The organism is Chitinophaga varians (genome assembly GCF_014529945.1).
GTDB lineage: Bacteria > Bacteroidota > Bacteroidia > Chitinophagales > Chitinophagaceae > Chitinophaga > Chitinophaga varians.
In genome coordinates this window covers 371,126-396,182 of the sequence record NZ_JACVFB010000007.1, presented here as the reverse complement: position 1 = coordinate 396,182, position 25,057 = coordinate 371,126, and the positions used below count along the sequence as shown (strand labels likewise).

At 50.3% G+C, this 25,057-nt stretch carries 19 protein-coding genes and 1 riboswitch; of the genes, 16 read left to right on the top strand and 3 right to left on the bottom strand.

The window, feature by feature from the left end; genetic code table 11:
- Positions 1-120 precede the first annotated feature (120 nt).
- From ICL55_RS30295 to ICL55_RS30235, 13 genes are all read left to right on the top strand, one after another.
- Positions 121-1,065, top strand: coding sequence for a FecR family protein (locus ICL55_RS30295; RefSeq protein ID WP_188104788.1), 945 nt, complete (start codon positions 121-123; stop codon positions 1,063-1,065).
- A 96-nt stretch (positions 1,066-1,161) separates the two neighbouring features.
- Positions 1,162-4,611, top strand: a complete 3,450-nt coding sequence (locus tag ICL55_RS30290) for a SusC/RagA family TonB-linked outer membrane protein (RefSeq protein ID WP_188104786.1) — start codon at positions 1,162-1,164, stop codon at positions 4,609-4,611.
- 18 nt (positions 4,612-4,629) lie between these two features.
- On the top strand, positions 4,630-6,072 hold the full coding sequence (locus ICL55_RS30285) for a SusD/RagB family nutrient-binding outer membrane lipoprotein (protein ID WP_188104784.1): 1,443 nt from the start codon (positions 4,630-4,632) through the stop codon (positions 6,070-6,072).
- 241 nt (positions 6,073-6,313) lie between these two features.
- Positions 6,314-8,935: a M1 family metallopeptidase gene (locus ICL55_RS30280; protein ID WP_188104782.1), complete on the top strand. Its 2,622-nt coding sequence runs from the start codon at positions 6,314-6,316 to the stop codon at positions 8,933-8,935.
- 94 nt (positions 8,936-9,029) lie between these two features.
- A complete protein-coding gene (locus ICL55_RS30275) occupies positions 9,030-10,208 on the top strand; it encodes a hypothetical protein (RefSeq protein ID WP_188104780.1) in 1,179 nt (392 codons plus the stop codon).
- A 78-nt stretch (positions 10,209-10,286) separates the two neighbouring features.
- Positions 10,287-11,759 (top strand): cobyric acid synthase, encoded by a 1,473-nt coding sequence (locus tag ICL55_RS30270; RefSeq protein WP_188104778.1) that lies wholly within the window; start codon positions 10,287-10,289, stop codon positions 11,757-11,759.
- Positions 11,756-12,778 (top strand): pyridoxal phosphate-dependent aminotransferase, encoded by a 1,023-nt coding sequence (locus ICL55_RS30265; protein ID WP_188104776.1) that lies wholly within the window; start codon positions 11,756-11,758, stop codon positions 12,776-12,778. The genes ICL55_RS30270 and ICL55_RS30265 overlap by 4 nt, the downstream gene beginning before the upstream one ends.
- Positions 12,763-13,698 carry an adenosylcobinamide-phosphate synthase CbiB gene (gene cbiB, locus ICL55_RS30260; RefSeq protein ID WP_188104774.1) on the top strand — a complete coding sequence of 312 codons (936 nt, stop codon included), beginning with the start codon at positions 12,763-12,765 and terminating at the stop codon, positions 13,696-13,698. Before ICL55_RS30265 ends, cbiB begins: the two co-directional genes overlap by 16 nt.
- A 14-nt stretch (positions 13,699-13,712) precedes the next feature.
- Positions 13,713-14,555: an SDR family oxidoreductase gene (locus tag ICL55_RS30255; protein WP_188104771.1), complete on the top strand. Its 843-nt coding sequence runs from the start codon at positions 13,713-13,715 to the stop codon at positions 14,553-14,555.
- A gap of 14 nt (positions 14,556-14,569) precedes the next feature.
- The gene (locus ICL55_RS30250; protein ID WP_188104769.1) at positions 14,570-14,932 is read left to right on the top strand and encodes a hypothetical protein; all 363 of its coding nucleotides are present in this window, start codon (positions 14,570-14,572) and stop codon (positions 14,930-14,932) included.
- Between the two features lie 226 nt (positions 14,933-15,158).
- Positions 15,159-15,362, top strand: coding sequence for a hypothetical protein (locus tag ICL55_RS30245; protein WP_188104768.1), 204 nt, complete (start codon positions 15,159-15,161; stop codon positions 15,360-15,362).
- Between the two features lie 200 nt (positions 15,363-15,562).
- On the top strand, positions 15,563-16,282 hold the full coding sequence (locus ICL55_RS30240; protein ID WP_188104766.1) for a DoxX family protein: 720 nt from the start codon (positions 15,563-15,565) through the stop codon (positions 16,280-16,282).
- A gap of 165 nt (positions 16,283-16,447) precedes the next feature.
- Positions 16,448-16,756: a hypothetical protein gene (locus tag ICL55_RS30235; RefSeq protein WP_188104764.1), complete on the top strand. Its 309-nt coding sequence runs from the start codon at positions 16,448-16,450 to the stop codon at positions 16,754-16,756.
- A 131-nt stretch (positions 16,757-16,887) separates the two neighbouring features.
- Here the strand turns inward: ICL55_RS30235 and ICL55_RS30230 are convergent, their stop codons facing one another.
- Together ICL55_RS30230 and ICL55_RS30225 are read right to left on the bottom strand one after the other, a co-directional pair.
- Entirely contained in the window at positions 16,888-17,577 is a 690-nt protein-coding gene (locus ICL55_RS30230) for a uracil-DNA glycosylase family protein (RefSeq protein WP_188104761.1), read from the bottom strand.
- A gap of 38 nt (positions 17,578-17,615) precedes the next feature.
- Positions 17,616-19,661: a hybrid sensor histidine kinase/response regulator gene (locus ICL55_RS30225; RefSeq protein WP_188104759.1), complete on the bottom strand. Its 2,046-nt coding sequence runs from the start codon at positions 19,659-19,661 to the stop codon at positions 17,616-17,618.
- A gap of 340 nt (positions 19,662-20,001) precedes the next feature.
- On the opposite strand from ICL55_RS30225, the gene ICL55_RS30220 reads away from it, so the two are divergent.
- The 3 genes from ICL55_RS30220 to ICL55_RS30210 all read left to right on the top strand — a co-directional run bounded on the left by ICL55_RS30220 (position 20,002) and on the right by ICL55_RS30210 (position 23,760).
- On the top strand, positions 20,002-21,231 hold the full coding sequence (locus ICL55_RS30220) for a YdcF family protein (protein WP_188104757.1): 1,230 nt from the start codon (positions 20,002-20,004) through the stop codon (positions 21,229-21,231).
- A 64-nt stretch (positions 21,232-21,295) separates the two neighbouring features.
- Positions 21,296-22,216 (top strand): NAD-dependent epimerase/dehydratase family protein, encoded by a 921-nt coding sequence (locus tag ICL55_RS30215; protein WP_188104754.1) that lies wholly within the window; start codon positions 21,296-21,298, stop codon positions 22,214-22,216.
- 71 nt (positions 22,217-22,287) lie between these two features.
- Positions 22,288-22,398: riboswitch (SAM riboswitch) on the top strand.
- 183 nt (positions 22,399-22,581) lie between these two features.
- Complete coding sequence (locus ICL55_RS30210; RefSeq protein WP_188104752.1) at positions 22,582-23,760, top strand: trans-sulfuration enzyme family protein; 1,179 nt, start codon at positions 22,582-22,584, stop codon at positions 23,758-23,760.
- On the opposite strand, the gene ICL55_RS30205 is transcribed toward ICL55_RS30210, so the two are convergent.
- Positions 23,711-24,922 carry a dicarboxylate/amino acid:cation symporter gene (locus tag ICL55_RS30205; RefSeq protein ID WP_188104750.1) on the bottom strand — a complete coding sequence of 404 codons (1,212 nt, stop codon included), beginning with the start codon at positions 24,920-24,922 and terminating at the stop codon, positions 23,711-23,713. The genes ICL55_RS30210 and ICL55_RS30205 overlap by 50 nt on opposite strands.
- Between the last annotated feature and the right edge of the window lie 135 nt (positions 24,923-25,057).

Genomic DNA, 25,057 nt, shown 5'->3' with positions numbered 1-25,057 from the left:
AGATTAACAAATTGTTAAGCCCGCTTTTTTTGTACAGGCATTTGCCGGTGCATACGTGTATTATTCAAACACGGCTTCCGGAGGGGTGGCGACAGGCTACCGGGAAGCACTAAACGAAAAATGGATCAGGAACGCATCATAAAATATTTTCAGGGGCACTGTCCGGCGGAAGAAGCCAGACAGGTGCAGCAGTGGCTGGAGCAGCAAGGCGCTGAATGGATAGATCATTTCATGGAGCAGCACTGGGATGCTATTGCCCGGACATCTACTGAAGAAGAACGCCGTCATCTCGCCTCACAGGTGATCGCCATGGCGCCGGCCCCAAAGGGGAAATGGCGCTGGCTCGCCACCGCCGCTGCCGCCGCCTGCATGGCTGCCTTTGGAGGCGCTGCCTGGTGGGCTTTCTCTTTATCTGCCCCACAGCAGCTGGCCTGGACAGAAATACGGAACGACAGCAATATCGTTCGTACCATTCAACTGCCAGACGCATCTACCGTGACACTCAACAAACATGCGGTAGTCCGTTATTCATCTGCCTATAATAAAAAAGACAGACAGGTGGAACTGGCCGGGGAGGCTTTCTTCGAAATCCATCCTGATGCGAACCGCCCTTTTATCGTACAAGCCGGCAGCACCACCGCCCGCGTATATGGCACCGCCTTTAATGTCAACGCGCTGCCCGGTGCAGGAGAAACACGCATCGCGCTGCAAAGCGGCAAGATCGGCGTCACCTGCGACAGCCTCTCCGGAGAAAAAATCCTGTCACCAGGACAGCTACTCGTATTCGATAAACATACACATCATACAACTGTTACACCGCTGCCTCCTGCACAAGCCGACAGCTGGCGCAAAGGACAACTGAATTTTGTCAATACACCATTTAAGGAAGTATTGCTTCAACTTGAAAATACATATGGACTGCATTTTATCTATGCCGGCAAACCACAACAACAAACAGTAACCGCCGTGTTCCCGGCCAACGATCTGCCGAAAGTACTACAGCACCTGGCTTTCATCTGGGAGCTTGATTTTCAGCAGCGGAACGACAGCATCATTATTCAATAAAACATATTTACCTGCATCGACCTGTGTGGCATCGCCAAAAGCGGTGCAGGGGGACTATTTATTCCTGTAAAGCAAACAAAACTTCAAAACAACAGTATGAAAAAGAATCTGCAACGGTGGTTCCAACCAGTTTCCGGATGGCAATACCGCGCAAAGATTGGTTGCTGGTCATTAGCACTGGTAGCTGTCATGAGTGCCCAGGTACAGGCGCAGTCCATTCAGGTAGACCTGCATGGCTCCAACCTGGCGATGGTAGTGGCCAGCCTGCAGAAACAGGCGCCCGGTTACCATTTCTCTTATCAGCAACAGGCACTGGAGAAAGTAAAAGTAGAACACATCACCTTTCATCAGTCCAGCGTTAAAGCGGCCCTGGAGTACCTGCAAAAAAATTATGGCCTGCAGTTCCTCCTGGAAGGCAACCAGGTATCTGTGAAGTATAATCCCGCCCCGGTTAGCGCCACCACCGATATTCAGGTGGTGCAGGGCAAAGTGACCGATGATGCCAACACCCCGCTGCCGGGTGTGAGCATCATGGACCACCACGGTAAAATGCTGGGCACTTCAGATGCCGCAGGGGTATTCTCCGTGAAAACCACCACCGGCGCCACCCTCATTTTTTCATACATGGGCTTTACAGCAGAGAAATATACGGTGACCGGCAAGGAAGATGTCATTAAAATCTCCCTCAAACAAAACAGCCGCGAGCTGAATGGCGTAGTGGTTACTGCCTTAGGTATTTCCCGTGAGCAGAAAAGCCTCGGCTTCGCTACGCAAAAACTGGATGGCAGCGCCGTGAGCGCCGCCCCCACCAACGGTTTTGTGAATGCGCTCAGCGGTAAGGTAGCTGGCCTGAACCTCACCAAAGCCGGCGGCCCTATGGGTAGCAGCCGCGTCGTGCTCCGCGGCGAAAGCATCCTCGACGGACAAGGCGGCGAAGCCATCCTCGTGGTAGACGGCGTGATCGTCAATAAATCCTTCAATGGTACCGGTCATCAGGGGTACCTCGGCAACGACAGCCCCATCGACTTCGGCTCTGCACTCACGGACCTCAACCCGGACGATATCGAATCCATCAACGTACTGAAAGGCCCCGGCGCTGCCGCGCTGTACGGCGCCCGCGGTGCTGGTGGCGCCATTATCGTGACCACCAAAAACGGCTCCCGTAATACAAAAGGTATGGGCGTGACCGTTAGCAGCAACCTGGCTTTCGATCAGATCAACAACTGGCCCGATTATCAATATGAATACGGTCAGGGTACCAACAACGCTAAATATTATTCCTACGGTAAAACAGCCGACGGCTCCAATACCTCTTCTACCAGCTCTTCCTGGGGCCCTAAGTTCGACGGACAGTCCTACTTCCAGTTCAACTCACCCATGGACGCTAACGGCGTAAGAACAGAACGGACGCCCTGGGTACCTTATAAAAACAACCGCAAGGACTTCTTCCGTACCGGTCTTACCAATACCAACACCGTTTCCGTGGCAGGCAGCAACGATAAAGGCGACATGCGCCTGAGCTTCACCCACATGAAGAACGAATGGATCATGCCCAATACCGGCTATAAGCGTTACTCCATCTCTTTCTCCGGTAATACACAGGTAAGCAAAAAAATCTCCCTGTCTACCAAGATCGACTATACGAATAAAATCGCCGACAACCTGCCTAACTCCGGTTATAACAACCAGTCTGTTGCTTATTTTATCAACTTCCAGAATCCCAACGTGGACCTGAACTGGTACCAGCCTTACTGGAAGCCTGGCAAAGAAGGGGTTGAACAGAACCATCCTTTCAGCTCATTGATTGATAACCCGTACCTGATCGTAAATGAAATGATCAACGCCTCCAACCGGCACAATGTTACCGGTAACGTGATGGTGAAGTACAAAATTCTTGATAACCTGGAACTGATGCTGCGCAGCGGCCTCGACATGGGCTACGAATTCCGTAACCAGCGCCGCCCTAAAAATACCCAGAAGTTCCAGGATGGTATGTACCGTCAGCAGACCGTGATGAACTACGAAAACAACAACGACTTCCTGCTGCGTTATAATAAAAATATCGGCGCCGACTTCAACGTCATCGCCAGCGTAGGTGGTAACGTACGCAACCAGCGCCGTTATTATACCAACCAGCGCGCTGATAAACTGGCTGCGGTAGGGGTGTACAACCTTGCCAACAGTAAAGACCCGGTGTTGTCCAGCTCTTCCCGTCCGGTAGCACAGGTAAACAGCCTGTATGCGTTCGTGAACACCTCCTGGAAAAATAAATTGTTCCTCGATCTGACGCTCCGCAGAGACCAGTCCAGCACACTGCCGTTACAGAACAATGTTTTCTATTATCCATCCATCGCTGCCAGTGCCGTGCTGAGCGAAATGGTACATCTGCCGTCTTTTGTGTCTTATGCCAAACTGCGCACTTCTTATGCCAGCGTAGGGTTTGATGCACCTTTCGGTACCTACTCCCTGGAGAAAGATTATGAGTCCGGCTCTATTACCGGCAGCATGAGCAATCCAACAACCATCCCTAATCCGAACCTGCAGCCGCAGCGTAACAACGCCCTGGAATTCGGTACAGAATGGAAACTGCTCGACAACCGTGTAGGCTTCGACGTTACCTGGTACCGTCAGCGTGCTATCAACCAGATTTCTGCTATTCCGATCGATCGTTCCACCGGATATGAATACCAGCTGGCCAACGTCGGTATTGTAGAGAACAGAGGGGTGGAGGTGATGCTGAACGTAACACCGGTGAAACTGAAAAACTTCCAGTGGAAATCTACCATCAACTGGTCCCGCAACCGTAACGAGGTGATTAAGCTCAATCCTGAAGTAGGTACTTCCCTCATCATCGCGGAAGGCCCCAGAGGCACCCTCGAAGCCAGAGAAGGACATCCGCTCGGAGAACTGTATGGTATTGGCTTCCAGCGCAGCCCCGACGGACAGATCGTGTTTAAGAACGGTCTTGCGCAATTGTCTTCCGAAGCTACCTTCCGCGGCAACGCCAATCCTGACTGGAGAGGTGGCCTGAACAACCAGTTCACCTATAAAAATCTCTCACTCTCCGTACTGTTCGATATGCGTAAAGGTGGTAAGATCTACTCCCTCACCCACGCCATCCTGGCTGAACAGGGCAAGATCAAATCAACGCTGCCTGGTCGCGACAATGGCCTGATCGGCGAAGGCGTGATGCTGGACGCTAACGGTAAATATGTGCCGAACAATGTGCTGGTCACTAATATGGACCAATATTACAACGCCATTTATGACCGTAACAACGTTGAGTCCAACACCTTCGACGCTTCCTATATCAAACTGCGCGAAGTGGTGCTGAGCTACAATATCCCTGCCAGCGTCTTTGGCCGCTCTTTCATCAGAGGGGCAGCCGTAAGCCTTTATGGCCGCGATCTGTTTGTATGGTCCAACTTCCCGGCCTTTGATCCGGAAACCGCCACCCTGAACAGCTCTTCCATTGTACCCGGCTTCGAAACAGGTCAGTTCCCTTCTACCCGTACGATGGGCGTTAACGTAAAACTCAACTTCTAATACAACATACAGGCATATATGAAAAAGTATTTTATTTATATGGGTGTCGCGCTGGGACTGTGTACAAGCGTAGCCTGTACCAAGAACTTCGAGGACATGCAGCATAACCCGGAGACACTGAAAGTGGTGCCGGCAGGCAACTTCCTCAATGCAATCCTGTACGACGGGATGAATACCGGCCTGAGACAATCCCACCGTATCAACAATGAGCTGATGCAGGTGACGGTCACCGAAATTTCTACCACCGACCTGCACCGGTATATCATCAAAAACACAGAATCAGACTATCCGTGGGAGAACTATTATCTTACACTGAACAACGTGAAAGATATGCGCGCCTCTGCCAAACTGGCGGCGGAAGTGAATAGTGAAGCGGTAGCGCTGACCCTGTGGGCCTGGCTTTTCCAGAACCTGACAGATACCTATGGAGATATACCTTACCAGGATGCCCTGCGCGGATATCCCGATAACCAGTTGCAGAACAGGTTTGACCCGCAGCAGGATATCTACCGCGACCTGATCGCCAAACTGGACACCGCTAACCGCCTGTTTGTGACCAGCAAAGGCATAGAGCAGGGCGACGACCTGCTGTTCAACAGTGTAGCCGTGCCCGCTAATATCATCAAATGGAAAAAGCTGTGTAACGCGCTCCGCCTGCGTTTGCTGATGCGTATCGCGCATAAGTCGCCCGACGCCCGCCAGGAGCTGGCCAATATGCTGAATGCGCCGGATAAATACCCTGTCATGACCAGCAATGACGAGTCGGCCGTGCTGAAGTATACCAATATCAAGCCTTTCCAGAATCCGTTCTTCAGCTACCGTGATTATGATTTCAATGGCGACCGTGCCTTGTCTTCTTTCTTCGTGGACAAACTGACTTCCTGGAACGACCCGCGGCTGCCGCTGTGGGGCAAAAAAGCCAGCGATGGCGTGTACAGAGGTATTCCGAGCGGGTATAAACCAGAGCAGTTTGATGATATCTCCGGTATCAACGCTTCCACGCTCAACGTGGACCTGAAGAAGTCTAACCTGATTGGTACCATCATGACCTATGCAGAAGTGGAGTTCATCCGTGCAGAAGCCTTTATGCGCGGCTATGCTACCGGCAACGCACAAACGGCGTATGAAAACGGTGTGAAAGCTTCCGTGACCTACTGGGGCGCACAGGTGCCTGCCGATTTCATGGCACGTCCGGGCATTGCGTTTAACAACACGCCTGAACAGGTGCTGACCCAGAAATATTTTGCGCTGTTCTTCAATGATATGCAGCAGTGGTTTGAATACCGCCGTACCGGCTTCCCGGTGCTGCCCCGCGGCGAAGGTATTGTGGCCGGCGTGAATATACCTGCCCGCATGAAATTCCCGATCATCGTACAGACCATCAATGCTGCCAACTACCAGAACGTAGTACAGGCGATGGGAGGAGATGAGATTGCGACTAAAGTATGGTGGCAGAAGTAGTTGGGATTTATTGATTTTGGGATTTACGAATTTCGGAGTTTAACATTGTGAAGACCTAAGCGAGTAATCGTTTAGGTCTTCACTTTTTGTTTTAATCTCAAAATCTCAAAATCTCAAAATTCGAAAATTCCAAAATTCCAAAATTCCAAAATGAGATGAGAATGGTTAATATCCGTAAAGGTCAAAGTCAGCAAATCGCAGTATATTTAGAGACCACAAAATCTAACTTATCGCTAACGAGATGACACTACGCAAGCTTTATTCTCTGGCCTCCCTGTTGCTGTGTGGGATGGCGCAGCCCTGTCTGTCACAGAATACGCCGGTTTCCCGGTATGACCATCATGAGGCATTTTCTCCTTTGTTTTATCCGTCTAACGGAAACGAGTACAGGAGTGCGGGAGGGCAGCCCGGGCCTAAATACTGGCAAAATGCGGCTGACTATAAGATAACGGTCGCCCTGGATACCCTGCAACACCGTATATCCGGCAGCGTATTGATCACCTATAAGAACAATAGCCCTGACCAGCTGCCCTTTCTGTGGTTGCAGATGGACCAGAACGTGTACCGCAAAGATTCCCGCGGCACTGCCACGGTAGGCGCCACCGGCGACCGGTTTGCCAACCGTACTTATACTAACGGGTTTGAGCTGAAGTCGGTAGACGTGGTGAGCAATGGAAAAAGCAGTACCGCTAAATACCTGGTAGACGATACAAGGATGCAGATTAAGCTGTCCGACGCGCTGAAGCCCGGTGGCAGCCTGCAGCTGAAAATAGATTATAGCTATACCGTGCCGGAATATGGCACAGACCGTACCGGTCGTATGAACACCCGTCATGGATGGATATACGAAATTGCGCAGTGGTATCCACGGATGGCGGTATATGACGATGTGTTGGGGTGGAACAATATTCCCTACCTGGGTGCATCTGAATTTTACCTCGAGTACGGTAACTTCGACTTTACCATTACGGCGCCGGCCAATATGGTAGTGGTAGGTTCCGGCGCGTTGGTCAACGAGGCACAGGTGCTGAACGCCACTGAAGCGGCCCGCATCGCCAAAGCACGTAACAGTGACGCCACCGTTATGATCCGCGATACCACTGAGTTTCACAATGCTGCTGCAAAAGGCAACCGTACCTGGCATTTTGTCTGCAAGGAGTCGCGCGATGTGGCATGGGCTGCCTCCGGCGCTTTCATCTGGGATGCTGCCCGTTTGAACCTGCCCGGTGGAAAAACGGCACTGGCACAGTCGGTATACCCGGCGGAATCATCTGCTCCTGCCGCCTGGCGCCGTTCTACGGAATTTGTAAAAGGCTGCATTGAACACTATTCCAGCCAGTGGTATCCCTATACTTATCCTGTGGCCACGAATGTGGCGGGAATAGTAGGCGGGATGGAATACCCCGGCATCGTGTTCTGTTCCTGGAAAGCTAAAAACGGCGGACTGTGGGGCGTAACCAGCCATGAGTTCGGCCACAACTGGTTCCCGATGATCGTCGGTTCCAATGAACGTAAATACGCCTGGATGGATGAAGGCTTCAATACTTTCATCAACGGCATCGCTGTTGCCTCCTTTAACAAAGGGGAGTTCAACTCAGAACAGTCCGGCCAACGGGCGGCGATCAAGATGTTTGGCTCCGACGCAGAAGCGATCATGAATACGCCCGACGTGATCGGACTCCGGTACAACGGCATGGCGGCCTACTATAAACCTGCCATGGGCCTGAAACTGCTGCGTGATCAGATCCTGGGACACGAACGTTTTGATTATGCTTTCCGGGAATACATCAAACGATGGGCTTTTAAACACCCCACGCCGTGGGACTTCTTCCGTTCGATAGAAAACGCGGCAGGAGAAGACCTGGCCTGGTTCTGGCGGGGATGGTTCTTTCATACCTGGAAACTGGACCAGGCGGTTAAAAGTGTGAGCTACGTCAGCAATGACCCCACCCAGGGCGCTATCATCACCCTGCAGAACCTGGAGCAATTGCCCATGCCGGTGGCCATGACCATTCGTAGCGAAAGTGGTCAGCGTGACACCGTGCGCCTGCCGGTGGAAATCTGGCAGCGCGGCGCTACCTGGGCTTATCATCACCCGTCCAAAGAAAAGCTCGTCAGCGTCATCATCGACCCGCAGGGTGACATGCCCGATATTAACCCGTCCAATAACAGCTGGAAAGCGGAAGCCGGTAAACCCATACCGGCCGGCACTACCGCGGCCACTGTGCTGAAAAGCTACGTAAATGCTATCGGCGGCAGCGAAAAGCTGAAAAGCGTCAAAGATCTTTACACAGAGGCACAGGGCGAAACACAAGGCACGGAAATAGAGCTGAAATCTATGTATAAATTGCCGGGCAAAATCTGGCAGGCCGTTACCATCCCGGCGATGAACGGGGTAGCGTATAAAGTCAGTATCATCGGCGATTCCGTGAGGATGTGGCAAATGGGCCGTGAAATGCCGCTGACGCCCGCGGAAAAAGGCGCGCTGAAAGACAGAAACCAGCTGTTCGCTGAACTGTCTTACCTGGAAACACCAGACCGGGTGAAGATAGAACTGGCGCCACAAACAGAACAGATCAATGATGAAGACGTATATGTACTAACCATCGCCACAGCTGATGGCAGCCTGCAAAAGAACTACTACAGCGCTAAGACTGGTCTGAAAGTGCGTACCCTGATGCTCAGCGGACAGGAAGGCGCGCCGGCTAATAATGCCGTAGTAGACTATATTGAATACCGCGAAGTAAGCGGCATACAGATACCTTTCCGGTACCGCACCTCCGCCGGTGGCTATGATTCTAATGTGAAAGTAGTAAAGGCGGTCATCAACAGTAATCTCAGCGACGACCTGTTTACGAAGTAAGCGTTTCGTTAACAAAACAGATCCGGCAATAACATACGGAAACCCGTTTTTTCCTTATGTTTGTTGCCGGATTTTTTTATTGTAGTAACCCTTTATGCAGCAAGAATACACCTATAGTCGGGCTTTTCGCATCTTCATTTTCTGTTTGGTCACCCCTTTTGCCCTGATGCCATTATTGGCCGTCTATGGTATTACTACAGCGGGTATCAAGTCTCCGGTAGAAGCCTTCGTCGCGTTTATTTGTATGGTGCCTTGTGGAGCTTTAGCCCTTTATTGTATCAATGAATTGTTGTCCGTGGTGACATCAGATAACAACGGCATACGCTATAAGTCCTTTCTATACAGCCGGGAACTTTTTTGGGAGGAGATAAAAGGGTATCAATGGAAAGAAGGTGCGCTGGTGCTGATACCTGCCCTGAAAGGGAAAAAAAAGGTAAAGGTGTCTGGACAGCGCCCTGGGTCCCATAAAATAGCCGATTGGATAGTGGCCCGTTATCCTGATCTGAGTGATAAAATAACAAATGAAATGGTGATGGCAGCGTATAAAGCAGATCCCAATTATCATCATAAAATAAGAATGGCCAAATACACGGCCAGGGCATTCAATATTGCCAGCTTTGTGTTGATGGTGTCATGTTTCGCTTTTATCCGTTCTTCACCGTTTACCGATATGTTACGCTGGTTGCCGTTATTGATGGTGGCAATGCTGGCAGCCATACCTGTGGCGCTGGAATACCATAAAGGATGGCTGATTGTGTCCGAAAATAAAAGACAACAAACGCTACCTGGCATTTTACTGGCTGTGTTGTTTTGTGCTGCCGGGTTGTTTGTATTTGGTGTTCCTGTTTTTAGCCTCGACCTGAAAATATTGTGGACAGCCACTTTGGTGATAGTAATAGTATTTGCTTCATGGGTGGTTTTCGCGTCGCGGCACATGAAAATTACTATGGGAAATAAGATATGGGGAGTCATCAGCTTTCTTATTTTTTTTACGCCGGCTGTCTTCGGATCAATTGTTTATCTGAATACTTTTTTTGACCATAGCCCCCGGCAGTTGTTTGAAACAACCGTGTACGATAAAAGAATCAGCCGTGGAAGATCTACCAGTTATTATCTGGTGGTGCTGCCATGGGGCCCTGTGTCATCAAAAGTGTCGATTTCCGTCGGGAAGAAGAAATATGAGGCGGCGCATATTAATGATGTGGTGACAATGGAACTGCACGATGGAGCGCTGGGGATACCCTGGTATACGCCGCTGCTATTGAAGCGTTAAGGAACGGTGGTTTCATGCCCGACAAAGATAAGTTTGTGAAAGTTAATATCTTCGTTGCTACTTGATATGATGGATACCATGAAACAACTCCGGCCGGTGATGTTCGTCGGCACTGCTTCCGATGTGGGCAAAAGCGTGATCACGGCGGGGTTCTGCCGTATATTTAAACAGGATGGCTATCATCCGGCGCCTTTCAAGGCACAGAATATGTCGCTCAACAGCTATGCTACCCCCGATGGCCTGGAGATAGGCCGTGCGCAGGCGGTACAGGCGGAGGCGGCGGGCGTTCCCTGTCATACCGATATGAATCCGGTGCTGCTTAAGCCTACCAACGATAAATCGTCGCAACTGGTGCTGCATGGCAAGCCTGCCGGCAACCAAACGGCATGGGAGTATTTTATGCAGGACGACAAACGGCAGTTGTTTGAGGAAGTAAAAGCCGCTTTCAACCGGCTGGCGGCACAATACAACCCGGTGGTGATGGAGGGGGCCGGCAGTATATCTGAGCTAAACCTGCGTCAGCGTGATATCACAAATATGCGCATCGCACTGCATGCGGGGGCAGCGGTGTACCTCATCGCGGATATCGACAGAGGTGGCGTTTTCGGCAGTGTGTACGGCACTATCGCCCTGCTGCCACCGGAAGAGAAAGCACTGATCAAAGGCATTATCATCAACAAATTCCGGGGGGATGCCCGGCTTTTTGAAGATGGCCGCAGACAGCTGGAAGCCATCACTGGTGTGCCGGTTACGGGCGTATTACCCTATTTTCACGATATTCATATTGAAGAAGAGGACTCTGTGGCGCTGTCGCTCAAACAAAAACGGCAAACACACGGACGGATCAATATCGCGGTGGTGCTGCTTCGGCATATGTCGAATTTCACCGATTTTAATGTACTGGAGAAAGATGACCGCGTAAATATATTTTATACCGATAACCCGGCGGAGATAACGGAAGCGGATATTGTCATTATTCCCGGCAGCAAGAACACGCTGGCCGATCTGGTGGCGATCAAAAATAATGGTACGGCCCGGGCCATCACGGAGGCGTATAAACGGGATAAAGTGGTGATCGGTATCTGCGGCGGCTACCAGATGATGGGCGCTTCCATTGCCGATCCTTATGGTGTGGAAGGGGAGCCTGGCAGTATGCCGGGACTGGGCATCCTGCCGGTGTCTACGGTCCTCACCCGCGAAAAGATAACACGGCAACGTCGTTTTACTCACCGGCAACAGCTGGCTGTTTGTGAAGGCTACGAAATACACATGGGCATCACGGAAAGTGATAACCCATCTCCCCTGAACACCCTGGATGATGGACAGCCCGACGGGTACTTCCTGCATGATAAATGTTGGGGCACTTATCTCCACGGCATACTAGACAATACCGCTGTACTCGACGAGCTGCTGTTGGCCTGCGGTAAAGAGGTGAATACCGCCCAAAGCTTCGACTATAAGGCCTTCCGGTCTGCTCAATATGATAAACTGGCCGCTCATATCCGGCAACACCTGGACATGGATGCGGTCTATAAAGCCATTCGCTTATGATACAAGGACACGGAGATGATGCTTACCTGTTTGACCGCCCTATTGTGGCTGATTTCAGCTCCAACGTATACTATGGCGGTATACAGGAAAAACTGGTGCAGTATATCACCAGCCATATTCGCGGGGTAGACCACTACCCTGATGCGGCTGCGGGCAAGCTGCAACAGCAGATTGAACAACGTACGGAACTGACGCCGGGTATGGTGATGGTCACCAACGGCGGCACAGAAGCTATCTATATGGTAGCACAGGCATTCGGCGGTTCATCCACCACAGTGGTGGTGCCTACGTTCGCGGAATATGCCGATGCCTGTAAGCTCTATGGGCACGAGGTGAGTTATTTTTTCTGGGAGAAACTGGCGCCGGATACCCGGTTTATTACCGATCTGGTGTTTATCTGTAACCCCAACAACCCTACTGCGCAGGCGATGAGCGAAGAAGGCCTGCTGCAGCTGGTACAATTCAATAGTCGCTGTGTTTTTGTTATTGATGAAGCGTATATCCAATTCACCCGTAATGCCGATACGCTGCTTCCACACCTGCACCGGTTGCCGAATGTGCTCATCGTCCGCTCGCTGACGAAGTCCTGCTGTATCCCCGGCCTGCGGCTGGGTTATCTGGCAGGCCAGAAAACACTGGTCGACAAGGTACGGGCTTATCGCATGCCCTGGTCTGTCAACAGCCTCGCCCTGGAAGCAGGATATTATATCATGGCACATCCGGAGGAGTTTGAGGTACCGGTAGATTCCCTGTTGGCGGATACCTACCAGCTGTGGGAAGGCGTGCGCAAGATGCCGGAGTTCAGGGTACATCCAACCCAAACGCACTATTTCCTGTTTGAAACACTGACAGGCACCGCCGCCGCGTTGAAATTATGGCTGGTCAATAACTACGGTATCCTGATCCGTGATGCGTCCAACTTCTATGGGCTGGAACAGGGACATTGCCGCGTGGCCTGCCGTAATAAAGAAGATAATACGTTATTGTTAACAGCCTTGCGTAAATGGACCCTTTCGTAAAATTCGTGTTGCCGTTGCTGTTAGGGTATCTGCTGGACCTCCTGCTGGGAGATCCGCGGAGCTGGCCGCATCCGGTGAAATACTTTGGGCATATGATTAGCTTTTTCTCGCGGCTACTGAACCGCGGGAAAGGCCGTTTGTGGAAAGGCGCGCTGATGACCGCCGGATTATGTGCGTTCGTTTTTTTCTTTTTTTATTATGTACAACGAAGTCTTGCTCCATGGCCATGGGCGCAGGTGTTGTTGGCGTCCGTCGTGGTGTTTTTTGCGTTGGCCAATAAAAGCCTGTTGCAGGAAGGCCGGGAAGTATTCGATACGTTGGCGCAGCAGGGTCTGGAAGCCGGACGTAAGCGCCTCTCCTGGATTGTAGGACGTGATACGTCGGCGTTATCGCCTAACCAGATACGGACGGCCGTGATGGAGTCCATGTCTGAAAATCTGAGTGATGGCGTAATCGCACCACTGTTTTATTATGCGCTGCTGGGTGTCCCGGGGATGATGTTGTATAAAATGATCAATACGCTCGATTCCATGATTGGCTATAAGAACGACCAATACCTGTACTTTGGCAGGGTGGCGGCCAGGCTGGATGATGTGGCGAACTTTATTCCTGCAAGGCTCACCGCTTTATTGATGGTCCTGGTGACAGGCAGCGGTCGGGCGGCCCGGTATGTATGGCGTTTCGGCGGGGCACATGCCAGTCCTAATGCCGGTTATCCTGAGGCGGCGCTGGCAGGTATCCTCCATTGCCGCTTTGGGGGGCCCAATACCTATCACGGTCGTGTGGTGGTAAAGCCTTATATTGGAGAGCACCCCCGCGATATTGAACATACGGCATTCCGCAAGGTACAGTATGTGAACCATGCCGTCACACTGGTGATGGTGCTGGCCATTTGTTTAGGGGCTTATTTTGTTATTTGAGTATTTATTTCGGTATGGACCAACTTTTTCAAAAAATAAGCATTTTAAGTTGCGGCTGGCTGGGCAAGCCGCTGGCAATTGAGCTGCAACGCAGGGGCTATGCGGTAAAAGGTGCCCGTACATCTGCCGAAGGCGTAAAAGAACTGAAGGAAGCGGGCATCGACGGGCACATCGTGGTGTTGGGCGATGCTCCGCCGGTAGCGCCGGAAACATTCTGGGATGCTGACATACTGGTGATCAACGTGCCGCCGCGAAGCCGGGAGCGGGGAGTGCAGGCGCATATGCCGGAGATGAAAGCGCTGCGGGACAAACTGGAGTCCACCGGCATCAAAAAGGTATTGTTCGTGAGTTCTACCTCGGTATATGCCGATGTTGCCGGGGTGGTAACGGAAACGGATATGGGGATACCGGAAACTCCCAACGGCGCAGCATTACGGGAAGTAGAACAATTGCTGCTGCAATCCCCTGTTTTCCGCACGACGGTGCTTCGTTTCGGAGGGTTGATCGGCTACGACCGTGTGCCAACTGCAGCCATATTGCAATCGCAGCGCCGGAACAACGACGCGCCGATGAATGTCATACACCGCGATGATTGTATCGCTATTATTTGTCAGCTGATTGAAAAGGAAATCTGGGGAGAAATTTTTAATGCCTGTGCCACGGAGCATCCGTCCCGATACCTGTATTACAGCACTGCTGCCAGGGCTTTCGGGCTGGAACTGCCGGAAAAACGCTCCACCGGTGTGCCTGCAGCTAAAATAGTAAGTTCAGATAAGCTGAAGCAATGGCTCGGCTATGAATTTATCTACGATGATCCGTTAACGATATTCGATATGCCTGCCAACAGATACGAATAAATCCCTGTCATAACATGTCCCCGTTGTTTAAAAAGATCCTTTGTGCCGGCCTGATTGCGGTATTTCCGCTGTTGATGGCCGCGTTTATGACTTTTCGTTTTTTGGACCCCATTCCGCTGCTGTACGATTGGTGGCTGGGAGCTATGTTTGTATGGAGCGCCTTCTTCTATGGGATGATTAGTCCGTTGTTTTACCACAAATACCCCTTTGTGTTCAGATGTTTTGTTTGGGTAGGATTCCTTTCTTTTATCGTGGGAGGAGTGGCGTGGGGGTATTATTATCTGTATGCGCCATCTGATGAAACCCTTTTGTATACTGCTTTTGATCGGTTTTTTATCAGGGTGAACGAATTTGTGTCAACTGATAGTTGGTGTTGAAAGATGCATTAATTTAGCGAAACAATATAATTTTTTGATCATGGATTTACAGCTGATTTTAGCCAAATTGGATGTCCTGGATGAGAAAGTGGATCGCAGGTTCAATGCATTGGAAACACGCATCGGCTCATTGGAGAATCGTATGGGCTCTCTGGAAAATCGCATGGGGACATTGGAGACCCGTATGGGGTCAATGGAACGTCGCATGGATTCAATGGAGTGCCGTATGGATTCAATGGAACAACGGATGGATTCACTGGAAAAGAAAGTGGATACGCTGGAAGCCAAAGTGGAGATGCGGTTTAGTGTGGTGGACCTTCGTTTTGAGGCGCTGGACTGTGTGTTGAACAACATCCGGGAAGACATCGGGAAAATGGCGGAATGGGTACCCTTTCGTACGCCACCGTTAGCACCCGTACTGCGTGGTTAACAGCTGATGCTGCTCACATTGTTTACATGGAATCAATCGGGCCCGGTGCTTTGGCATCGGGCTTTTTTATTTGGAAGCATCTCCGTTGGAAAAATACTATCTGAAAAAATACGGTAAAATACAACCTGATTTTACTTAACTTTTGAACTACAAAGTACTTCCGGGTAATTATAAAACCTCAACATGATTAATCTATCGATATGAATAGCATTGAGGAAATATACAATGAGGCCAGGTCTGACAAATGGTTTAGGTGGTTTGCTGTTTTTTGCCGCGTCGCGCTGGCAGCAAGCTTTATCCCGGCAGGCTACGTTAAAATCATGGGTGAACGATTTACCGGCCTGCCATCCAATAACCCATTAGGACATTACTTCGATGCCTTACAGCTGACAGGGTATTACTATACCTTTATTGGCATCGTTCAAATCATAACCGCTATATTATTACTGATTCCACGAACAGCGCTTCTTGGCGCGCTGATGTATTTTCCCATTATCGTCAATATTTGTGTGCTTACGTATGCTACCCGCTTCGCGGGCACCCGGATCGTCACGATCATGTTGTTGGCCAACCTGTTTTTATTAATTTGGGACTATGACCGTTTAAAACACATCTTACCAGGTAAGCAGCGCAAAACAGTTGCTCCTGCAGTAAAACACCCCTTGCGGAAACGCCTTCGGACCCTGTTTTTTGGAGGGTGCTTTGTTGTCCTGGCCATCATCATCATTGGTACTTCCTATTTATTTGAGATCGGGCCGGGCAGCGCTGAAGCTGAGTGCAGAAATCAATGCGCTTCCGGTAAAAACCCCGCGGCCTGCGAATTTTTCTGCGACTGCATTTATAAACAGGGCCAATCGCTTGATAGCTGTTTAGCAGCCTTTAACAGATCGAAAGATATCCGCCAATCCGGTACGAAGTAGCTAACGCGCTACTTAGCTGGGAAAGAAAGGAAGTGCCGGGACTTTATTTACCGTTCTTCCCGGTCACTTGTTTTTTTGTCAGGTAAAAAGGTTATATTGTATAGCTGTTTGATGCCAACAACAGCCATTTCTCTGATTACCTAAACATCTAAACCTCAAGTAGCTGTGAACCTGCTATTCATAGGCGTTGTCGCCTTGTCCCTATGGTTGCTCTACCTTCAATATAAGAGCAACGCACGCAAAAGAAGCCGTCTGCTGACACCGGTGCGGTCAGCCAGCATCCTGAAAATAAACAGTTATACATCCTTCGGTATTATGGCCACCGTACAGTTTAAAGACGATGCCTGTCCGCAACTGGGAGAACGTATCCAGAAGGAGGGGAGCCTGTATAAAATTACCGGTGTACTGCCGGAGAACACTCCTCAGCAGGAAAGCCAGCAAAGGGTGTGGGACTGCCGTCTCGAAAAACTATGATGGACAGGGCTATTGCTGATGCGCCCGGTCAAAGGGCGTAAGCGGATCGCCGCTGTTACACCTGCCATCTCAATTGACTGTATATCAGATACGTTCTTTACAGCCCGGATAATGCAAAATAGCGGCAGTTATCAGGCGTCGTTTAAAGCCGTGATATACTTGTCCACATACGTCTCCTTTGTCTTACTCCTGTATTGCATCACAAATCTGGGATGTTCCAGCGGAACAACTTTCTGAAAGAACTGTTCCTTTTTGTTCAGTGCTTCAAAGAAAGCTGCATTCTTGCCGGTGCCCATCACGTAACAAACGCTGGTATCTATGTCCCAGGCAAGCTGCGTGCGCAGGCTTTCTATGATGAAGGGAGTGACTGCTTTTGTGAGGGCAGGGCTGTCGTAATAGTTGTAGTTGATCTCCTTGCCGCCGGTTTGTTGTTGGGTAAAGCCGAGCGGGCATATAGAGCCGATATAGAATTTTTTGTAGAACTTTTTCACGCCGCCGTAGGCATCGATCACGTCATACACAAATACGGACGATGGCTCATGAGTTTTAAACCCATTGATGGTGATGCCGCATTTTTCAGCCATGCGTTTGGTATCGGTGAAAGGCACGCCGGTAGCGCCCGAGCCGAGGCGGCCGGGGTTAATGCCCAGTATCATGCGGCGCTGCGAATGGTCGTCGTAATACTTCTTATAGAACTGTTCCATGATACCATTGATCTCCGGATTTTCACGGAATGGGTTCATAATACGGATACCATCGGGTAGGCGGCCGCTGAATACGAGGTTTTTATTAAAGTCGATGATCTGGTCTGCAAAGGTCATTCCCCAAGATAGGTCAGAATCTGCGAATATCCTGAAGGTTATACCAGCAGGCCGTGCGCACTGATTTTTTCGAGGATGTCTTCTTCACGGTAGGGCTTCATGATGTAGTCATTCAGACCACTGTTCATGTAGCTGGCAACATCATCATCCAGTATGTTACCGGTAATAGCGATGATCGTGACGCCGGCCTTTTTCTTGTCGGGCAGCTGCCGTATCTGCTGTGTGAGGGCGATACCGTCCATACCGGGAAGATCAATGTCGGTCAGGATCATGTCAAACGATTCTCGGGCATAGATGGTCAGCGCCTCTTCGGCAGACCCGGTAATCATGTGCGCGATGCCTAGTCTGTCCAGCAGGAGGGACAGCAACTTTTGATTCAGTACACTGTCTTCCACTACCAGTAGTCTGATGTGAGCAGGGGTGGCGGGGATGTCGGGGGATTCGGTGGTGTTGTTCACGGGCATGGTAATTTTAATGGTACCGGGTGTTTGCACAACAGCGGGATACCTTATTTCAAAATAGAACGTAGTGCCTTTTCCGGGTGTACTCTTCACTTCTATTTTCCCATCATGCAGGTCGATAATTTTTTTGGCGATATACAGTCCAAGACCGCTGCCTTTGGAGACGCCATTGGGGCCCTGAGTGAAAGCGTCAAACAGGGTGGGGATGACTTCTGCCGGGATACCATTGCCGGTATCTTTCACAGACACCTGTAACAGTTCCCCGTCACGCAGCCAGGCGGTTACGGTGATATCGCCCTTGCTGGTGTATTTGATGGCATTAGCGATCAGGTTGATCAACACCTGCTTGAGCCGGAACACATCACCATACACCTGTTGGGTGGTAGGGAAGTAAATACAGGGCTGCAACCGGAGCGATTTGATATTGGCCTGTACCTGTAAACTGGTGCAGACATCCTCAATGGCGGTGCGGGGGGAAAACTTCTCCTGCTTCAGGGAAGGTTTACCACTCTCCATCTGCGTATAATCGAGTACGTTATTGACAACAGATAGCAGCATCTCGGCGGAATTGCGGATGGCGGAAGCCGTTTCTCCGGGCTGTTCCCGCTCCAGCTGACTGGTATAACCCAGCAGGGAATGGATCGGTGTCCGGATCTCATGGCTCATGGTAGAGGCAAACTCACTTTTCTGCCGCGCGTATTTCTCCGCCTGCTGTTTAGATCGAAGCAAGGCAAGATCATATTTATAGAGCCGGATAATGCCATAGATGATGATACCGGTCAGTAGCAATAACAGCGGAATTTCCCAATACGTGTGTTTGTCCATCGTATAGAGGGAATTACCAATGTTCTGGCTCAGCACCCAGCGTTTTTTGTCGGTCTCGGCCACCATGTTTTTCCGCAGGTTGGCCAGTACCTGTTGCAGGGCGTTAAACAGCCGTTGATTGGCCATGACGAGCGCATATTCCTTGCGGTTGAGGTTCGCATGGCTCTGCGCTGCCTGCCGCATGAACTGCTGGTAGCTTTGCTGCATCCTTTTCAGGTCGGCAGTAGAAACAACGCTGGTCTGATTGTCGCCGCCAGCATCCCGTTTAATGACTTTGACTTCCTGTTTGGTTTGTACCGCTGCGCGGTTGGAAATCGCGTCTTTAATACGGCCAAACAGTTTCTTCTTAGGTTTGACGGTCGCTGAGGAAGAAGTGATGATGGTATCTATCTGTTCCCGCTGCGGCAGTTTTATCTTTTTCAGTTCCTGTATCACTACCGGGGTGGCGGCGGTATCCCATTGCTGCGATAGCTGCAAGAGAGAGTCCACATACAGGCGGGTATGCAGGAATAACTGGGTTTTAGCTTCTTTGTCGGCCAGCAGCTCCTGGACCTGTTTTTGTTTGGAAGCGGCGCCGATGGCGGTATCAATATGGGCACTCACCGCTTCCAGTGAAGCTACATAGGAGTGCAGATAGGCCGGGTCGTAGGTGAGGGTGTAAAAACGGAAGTCGTTGTCTGCTGCGTATAACAACTGCACGGCCTGATCAATATGCCCTGCATCGGTTTTGGTGGCCACCAGGTCCCTCACGCCCGCACTCAACTGATCGGCCGCCCGCTTACGCAGAAATATAATCATAAAGAAAGTAACCAGAATGATTACCATCAAGATGACTACTGCAAACCGGAAAAAACTTTTTCTTTCGTGGGCGTTGTACATTATTGCATGGATTGGAAGTTGGCACGAAAGAGTGAATGAGACTCTCCGGCGCGGTGAAATTAACTCATTTTCCGTATTGGTGGTAAAAGCCACTTATGGCGAATATGTTGATGGGTATGTAATTTTGAATAATCGAAATATGTATTATGATTAGCTATGTATTATTGATTTTTTAAATTCTATATTCAAGTAAATGTTATTTAAAGGTAATTTGTACTTTGCCGTTCTATTCTAAAACCATAACACTTTCGTGGACGATATGAAGCATTATGTATGGCTAGTAGCCCTGTTATGCACCAGCATACTGGCTACTTCCGCCCAAACCCCGGCTCCAGACCCCGGCTATAAATTACTACAGGAAAGGAACGTGATCGTAAACAGGAACTTCTATTTGTTTACGCTGCTGGAACACCTGCCGGAGGTCAACAAGCTCCTGGTAAAGGACACCGGCGTTCAGCGCTGCAACAATATTTATCGAACAAAACTGCAGTCGTCCCATCATCCGATAGACATGCAACTTGACGATGTCACCATCGCCCGTTTTAATAGCTGTTTCGCACAAATGCTGCAACAACATCCACGGGAAATGGGCACATTGTTGCAACATATGCGCCGCTCCGGCTTCTTCCAGCTGTACGCCGCTGACCCGGACAGCACGCTGCTCATGAAAGCCTGGCAGGATGCCGCTCATGGGGTGAACTATATCCTCAACGCCTATACGACCAACAAAGGTTTCCGGTATCCTAAAATTGATTCAGCGTCCTTTTATGTGGAAAGTCCTGCCTATCAACAGGCGCTCACGGAATTATCAGCTTCCGTTGCCCGCAACACGTCCTCTGACATTCTGTTTTTCCAATCGCCGCTGGCATTGGCCATCGGGATGCTGGTGCTGAATAAACATGATGAATGCGCCCGGTACCTGCCGCTGGAGGAAACTAACAGCGCTGCCTATACGAAAGCAAAATCGGTCAACTGGGATAAATACACCTACTCCGCATTGCTCATTCCCGGTGCAGGCCCGGATAATAAAGATGCTATCAGCGATGCGGGCAAAAACCGCTGCCGCATTGGGGCAGACATGTACCACGATGGGAAAGCTCCTTTTATCATCGTTTCCGGCGGGCATGTACATCCGTTCGGAACACCCTACGCAGAAGCGATCGAGATGAAAAAATATATGGTCAACGAACTGAAGGTGCCAGCCGATGCGATTATTGTTGAGCCACACGCCCGGCATACCACTACCAATATCCGCAACGCGGTCCGCATAGCCTGGAAAAGCTGCATGCCCCTGCAAAAACGGATGTTGTGCGTTTCTGACGCCTTACAGCTCTACTATGTGGCCAGCCCGGTGTTCAGCAAACGTTGCCAGGAGGAACTGGGCTACCTGCCGGGAGCTGATATACAACAGGCAGACCTGAATTTTTTATCTTTCATGCCCGACCTGAAGTCACTGCAGGCCAATTCGCTGGACCCGCTCGATCCATGATCAGGGGATGTAACATTGACAACGGTGAATCGTCTTCCTTGTTATTCATAAAACACACAAGCTCATGTACACTATCCTCGGCGCCGGTGGCATCATCGCCAATGAACTGGCCAAAGAACTGGTAAAAAACGGAAAACAGGTACGCCTGGTGAGTCGCTCCCCACAAACTATTGCCGGTATCACCGATCTGGTGGCGGCTGATATCACAGACGCTGCACAAACACGCAAGGCGGTGGCCGGCGCCACTGTGGTATTCCTCACGGCAGGACTGAAATATGATCATAAACTATGGGCCACAGCATGGCCCCGCATCATGACCAATGTTATTGAAGCCTGCAAGGCGGAAGGAGCAAAGCTCATCTTCTTCGATAACGTGTATTCTTATGGGTTAGTTAACGGCCCGATGACGGAAACCACGCCCTATAACCCTATCAGCAAAAAAGGAAAAATCCGTGCGGCCATCGCTACCCAGCTGATGGAGGAAGTAAAGGCCGGCCGTATTACCGCCACCATCGCCAGGGCAGCAGATTTTTATGGCCCTGGCGCAGATAAGACCGGTTTCCTCAACCTGCTGATCATCGATAAATTTAAAAAGAAGAGTTCCGCGATGTGGCTGGGTAAAGACAACGTTACGCACAGCTACACCTTCACCCCGGATGCCGGCAAAGGCCTCTATCTGCTCTCTCAGGACGACGCTTCCTGGAACCAGATATGGCATCTGCCCACTACCAATCCTGCGCCGGATGGTAAAGGATATATGGAAATGATCGCCCGCCAGATGGGCGTAAAGCCGAAATACATGAAGCTGAATGGCCTCCTCATCGCTATCTCCGGCCTGTTCGATCCTACTATCCGTGAACTGAGAGAGATGCTCTACCAAAGCAACTATCCCTATATTTTCGATTCTTCCAAATTTGAAAAACATTTCCAGGTGAAGCCTACTTCCTATGAAGAAGGAGTGAAACTAACCCTGCAAAATGAATAGTCTACAAAATTTGTAGGAAATAAATTTGGTAGTTTGAATTTGTGTCCTATCTTTGCACCAGTTCTTTTAATCGCTTATCAAGAAAGGAGGAGGGAAATGGCCCGACGATACCTTAGCAACCTTCATCATGGCACTGATGAAAGGTGCTGCATCCATCCCGGTGAAGCCGGGAAAGATAAGTATCTACATTTAGAAATTTATTGATTTTCATATTTAGATATTTAAAATGCAGCGAAGAATACCATCTCTTCGCTGCATTTTTTTTTTAAATCACTAAATCAATAAATTCCCAAATCTCAAAATTTGATCGGCGCTGCATAGAACTTGTTTATTCATTATTTCATCAAACTAAAAAACAAGTACAGATGAGCACCATCACATCACTGATCCATTCTATTCCCGTAGATCCGCAGACAGGCGCAATCGCTGTTCCCATCTACCAGACATCTACTTTCGTACAGGAAGCTCCCGGTGTTAACAAAGGGTATGACTATGCCCGGTCCAATAATCCCACCCGCGAAACAGCAGAGAAAATCATTGCAGGCCTCGAAGGAGGAGCGGCTGCTTCCGCCTTCGCCAGTGGGCTGGCGGCCATAGACGCGGTCATTAAACTGCTGAAAGCCGGAGATGAAATTGTGGCGGTAGATGATATCTATGGCGGCGCTTTCCGCCTCTTTCATAAAGTGTATGAAAAATTCGGTATCAAGGTACATTATGTGGACACTGCCGATACACAGGCGGTATTTCAGGCTATCACGCCGGCCACACGCCTGATATGGCTGGAAACGCCCACCAATCCAACGCTGAAGATCTCTGATATTGCAGCCATCAGCCGCATCGCAAAAGCCAGCAACTGTTTACTTTGTGTGGACAATACGTTTGCCTCCCCCGTGTTGCAGCAACCGCTGGCGCTCGGCGCCGATCTGGTCATTCACAGCGCCACCAAATACCTGGGTGGACATAGCGACCTGATTGCCGGTGTGGTGGTGTCTAAAACACCACAACTGGGAGAGGAGATTAAATTTTATCAGAACGCCTGTGGCGCTATCCTCTCGCCGTTCGACAGCTTCCTGCTGATACGCGGTATCGAAACACTGCACCTGCGTATTCGCCAGCACGTGGCATCTGCGCAGGTCATCGCTGAATACCTGGAACAACATCCGGCCGTGGACAAAGTATTTTATCCCGGTCTGCCTTCCCATCCCGGCCATGCACTGGCCAAACAACAAAGCAAGGGCTTTGGCGGCATCATCTCTTTCTCGCTGAAAGATGACCGCGAAGAGGCGGCTACCGCTTTCGTGACGGCGACACACTATTTTAAACTGGCCGAAAGTCTTGGTGGTATTAAAAGTCTGCTTAGTCACCCCGCTACGATGACCCATAAATCTATTCCGGCGGAAAAAAGAAAAGCTGCCGGTGTGAGCGACAGCCTGATACGTTTGTCTGTAGGTCTGGAAGAACCGGCCGACCTGCTTGCCGATCTGGAGCAGGCCTTTAAACGCTTACCGCAGCCCGCTTTGGCAGAAACCGGGTTACCAGCATAGCCGCTACGTTGTCTCCCGTCGCATTTAAAATGGTGGCCAGCGGATCTACCAATGTGCCGATCACCATCAGCGGCGGGAGCGCCTCCGGAGGGAAACCGTATACCGACATCACCAGCAGTTCACCGATGTAACCGCCATTGGGAATGCCGCCTTCCACAATGCTCACGATCACCGTGATGCCCAGTGCCATCACGATCACGTTGACACTGTCGAAACCTTTGCCAAACATGGCAAACACCACGGCCATCTTGATGATGGAACTGATACTGGAGCCGTCTTTATGCAGCGTTGCGCCCAACGGTACCACCACATTACCCACGGATGCCGGTACACCCATTTTGTGTACCGCTTCCAGATTGGCCGGAATAGTAGCGATACTGCTACCGGTGCCTACTGCTGTGAGCGTAGGCACAACATTATTTTTCCAGAAAATCTTTACCCCTTTGAAACCGCCGGCCACAAAGGCATAGAAGCTGAAGCCAACGAGAAAATAGATAGTACCGAAACCATAATAGATGCCCAGCGAGTGGGCATAGGTACCAAACAACTGTGGCCCTACCGTCCCTACCTGATAGGCGAAATAAGCGCCCAGTCCCACCGGGCCCGCCTTCATCAGTAGCGTCAGCAGGTCTTTCATCACCTCATTGCCGGAATGCAAAAAACGCCGGAAAGAGGCGCCCCGTTCTCCTGCCCGCATAGCGGCCATGCCGGTCAATACAGAGAAGATGATGAACGGTAACATGTTCTTGCGGGAAAGCAGTTCGTAAAACTCGCTGACGGTCAGTAACCGCGTCAGTTGGTCGCCGAAAGTGCCGATGCTTTCATGATTGGCCACAGGCGTCAATACCACCTGCTGATGAATTGGAAATATCCATACAGCCACAATGGTCAGGAAAGCAGCAATCAGCAGGGTACTGAGAAATACCAGCGACATCACGCCCAATACCTTCCCCAGCCGGTGCGAGGCATCGATATGCGCAATGGCAGATGCAATCGCAAAAAATACCAAAGGTATGACAGCAGTAAATAACAGGTTCAGAAAAATATCACCAATCGGTTTGATCACTTCCACCTTTGGCCCCAATAGCATCCCGGCTATGGAACCTGCGATAATTCCGGCCAGCAGCAGGAATATACCACGGTAATTTTTGAGGACTTCCATGTATGGAAATTTGTTTCTCCCCGAAAGCTAGTACATTTCATTCATATTATATAAAGAGGAATTTTGAACGGTTATACAACGTTGTCGCCTATACGTGTAACATTTTGGCCTTTCCGGTTGTTACACTATCAAACC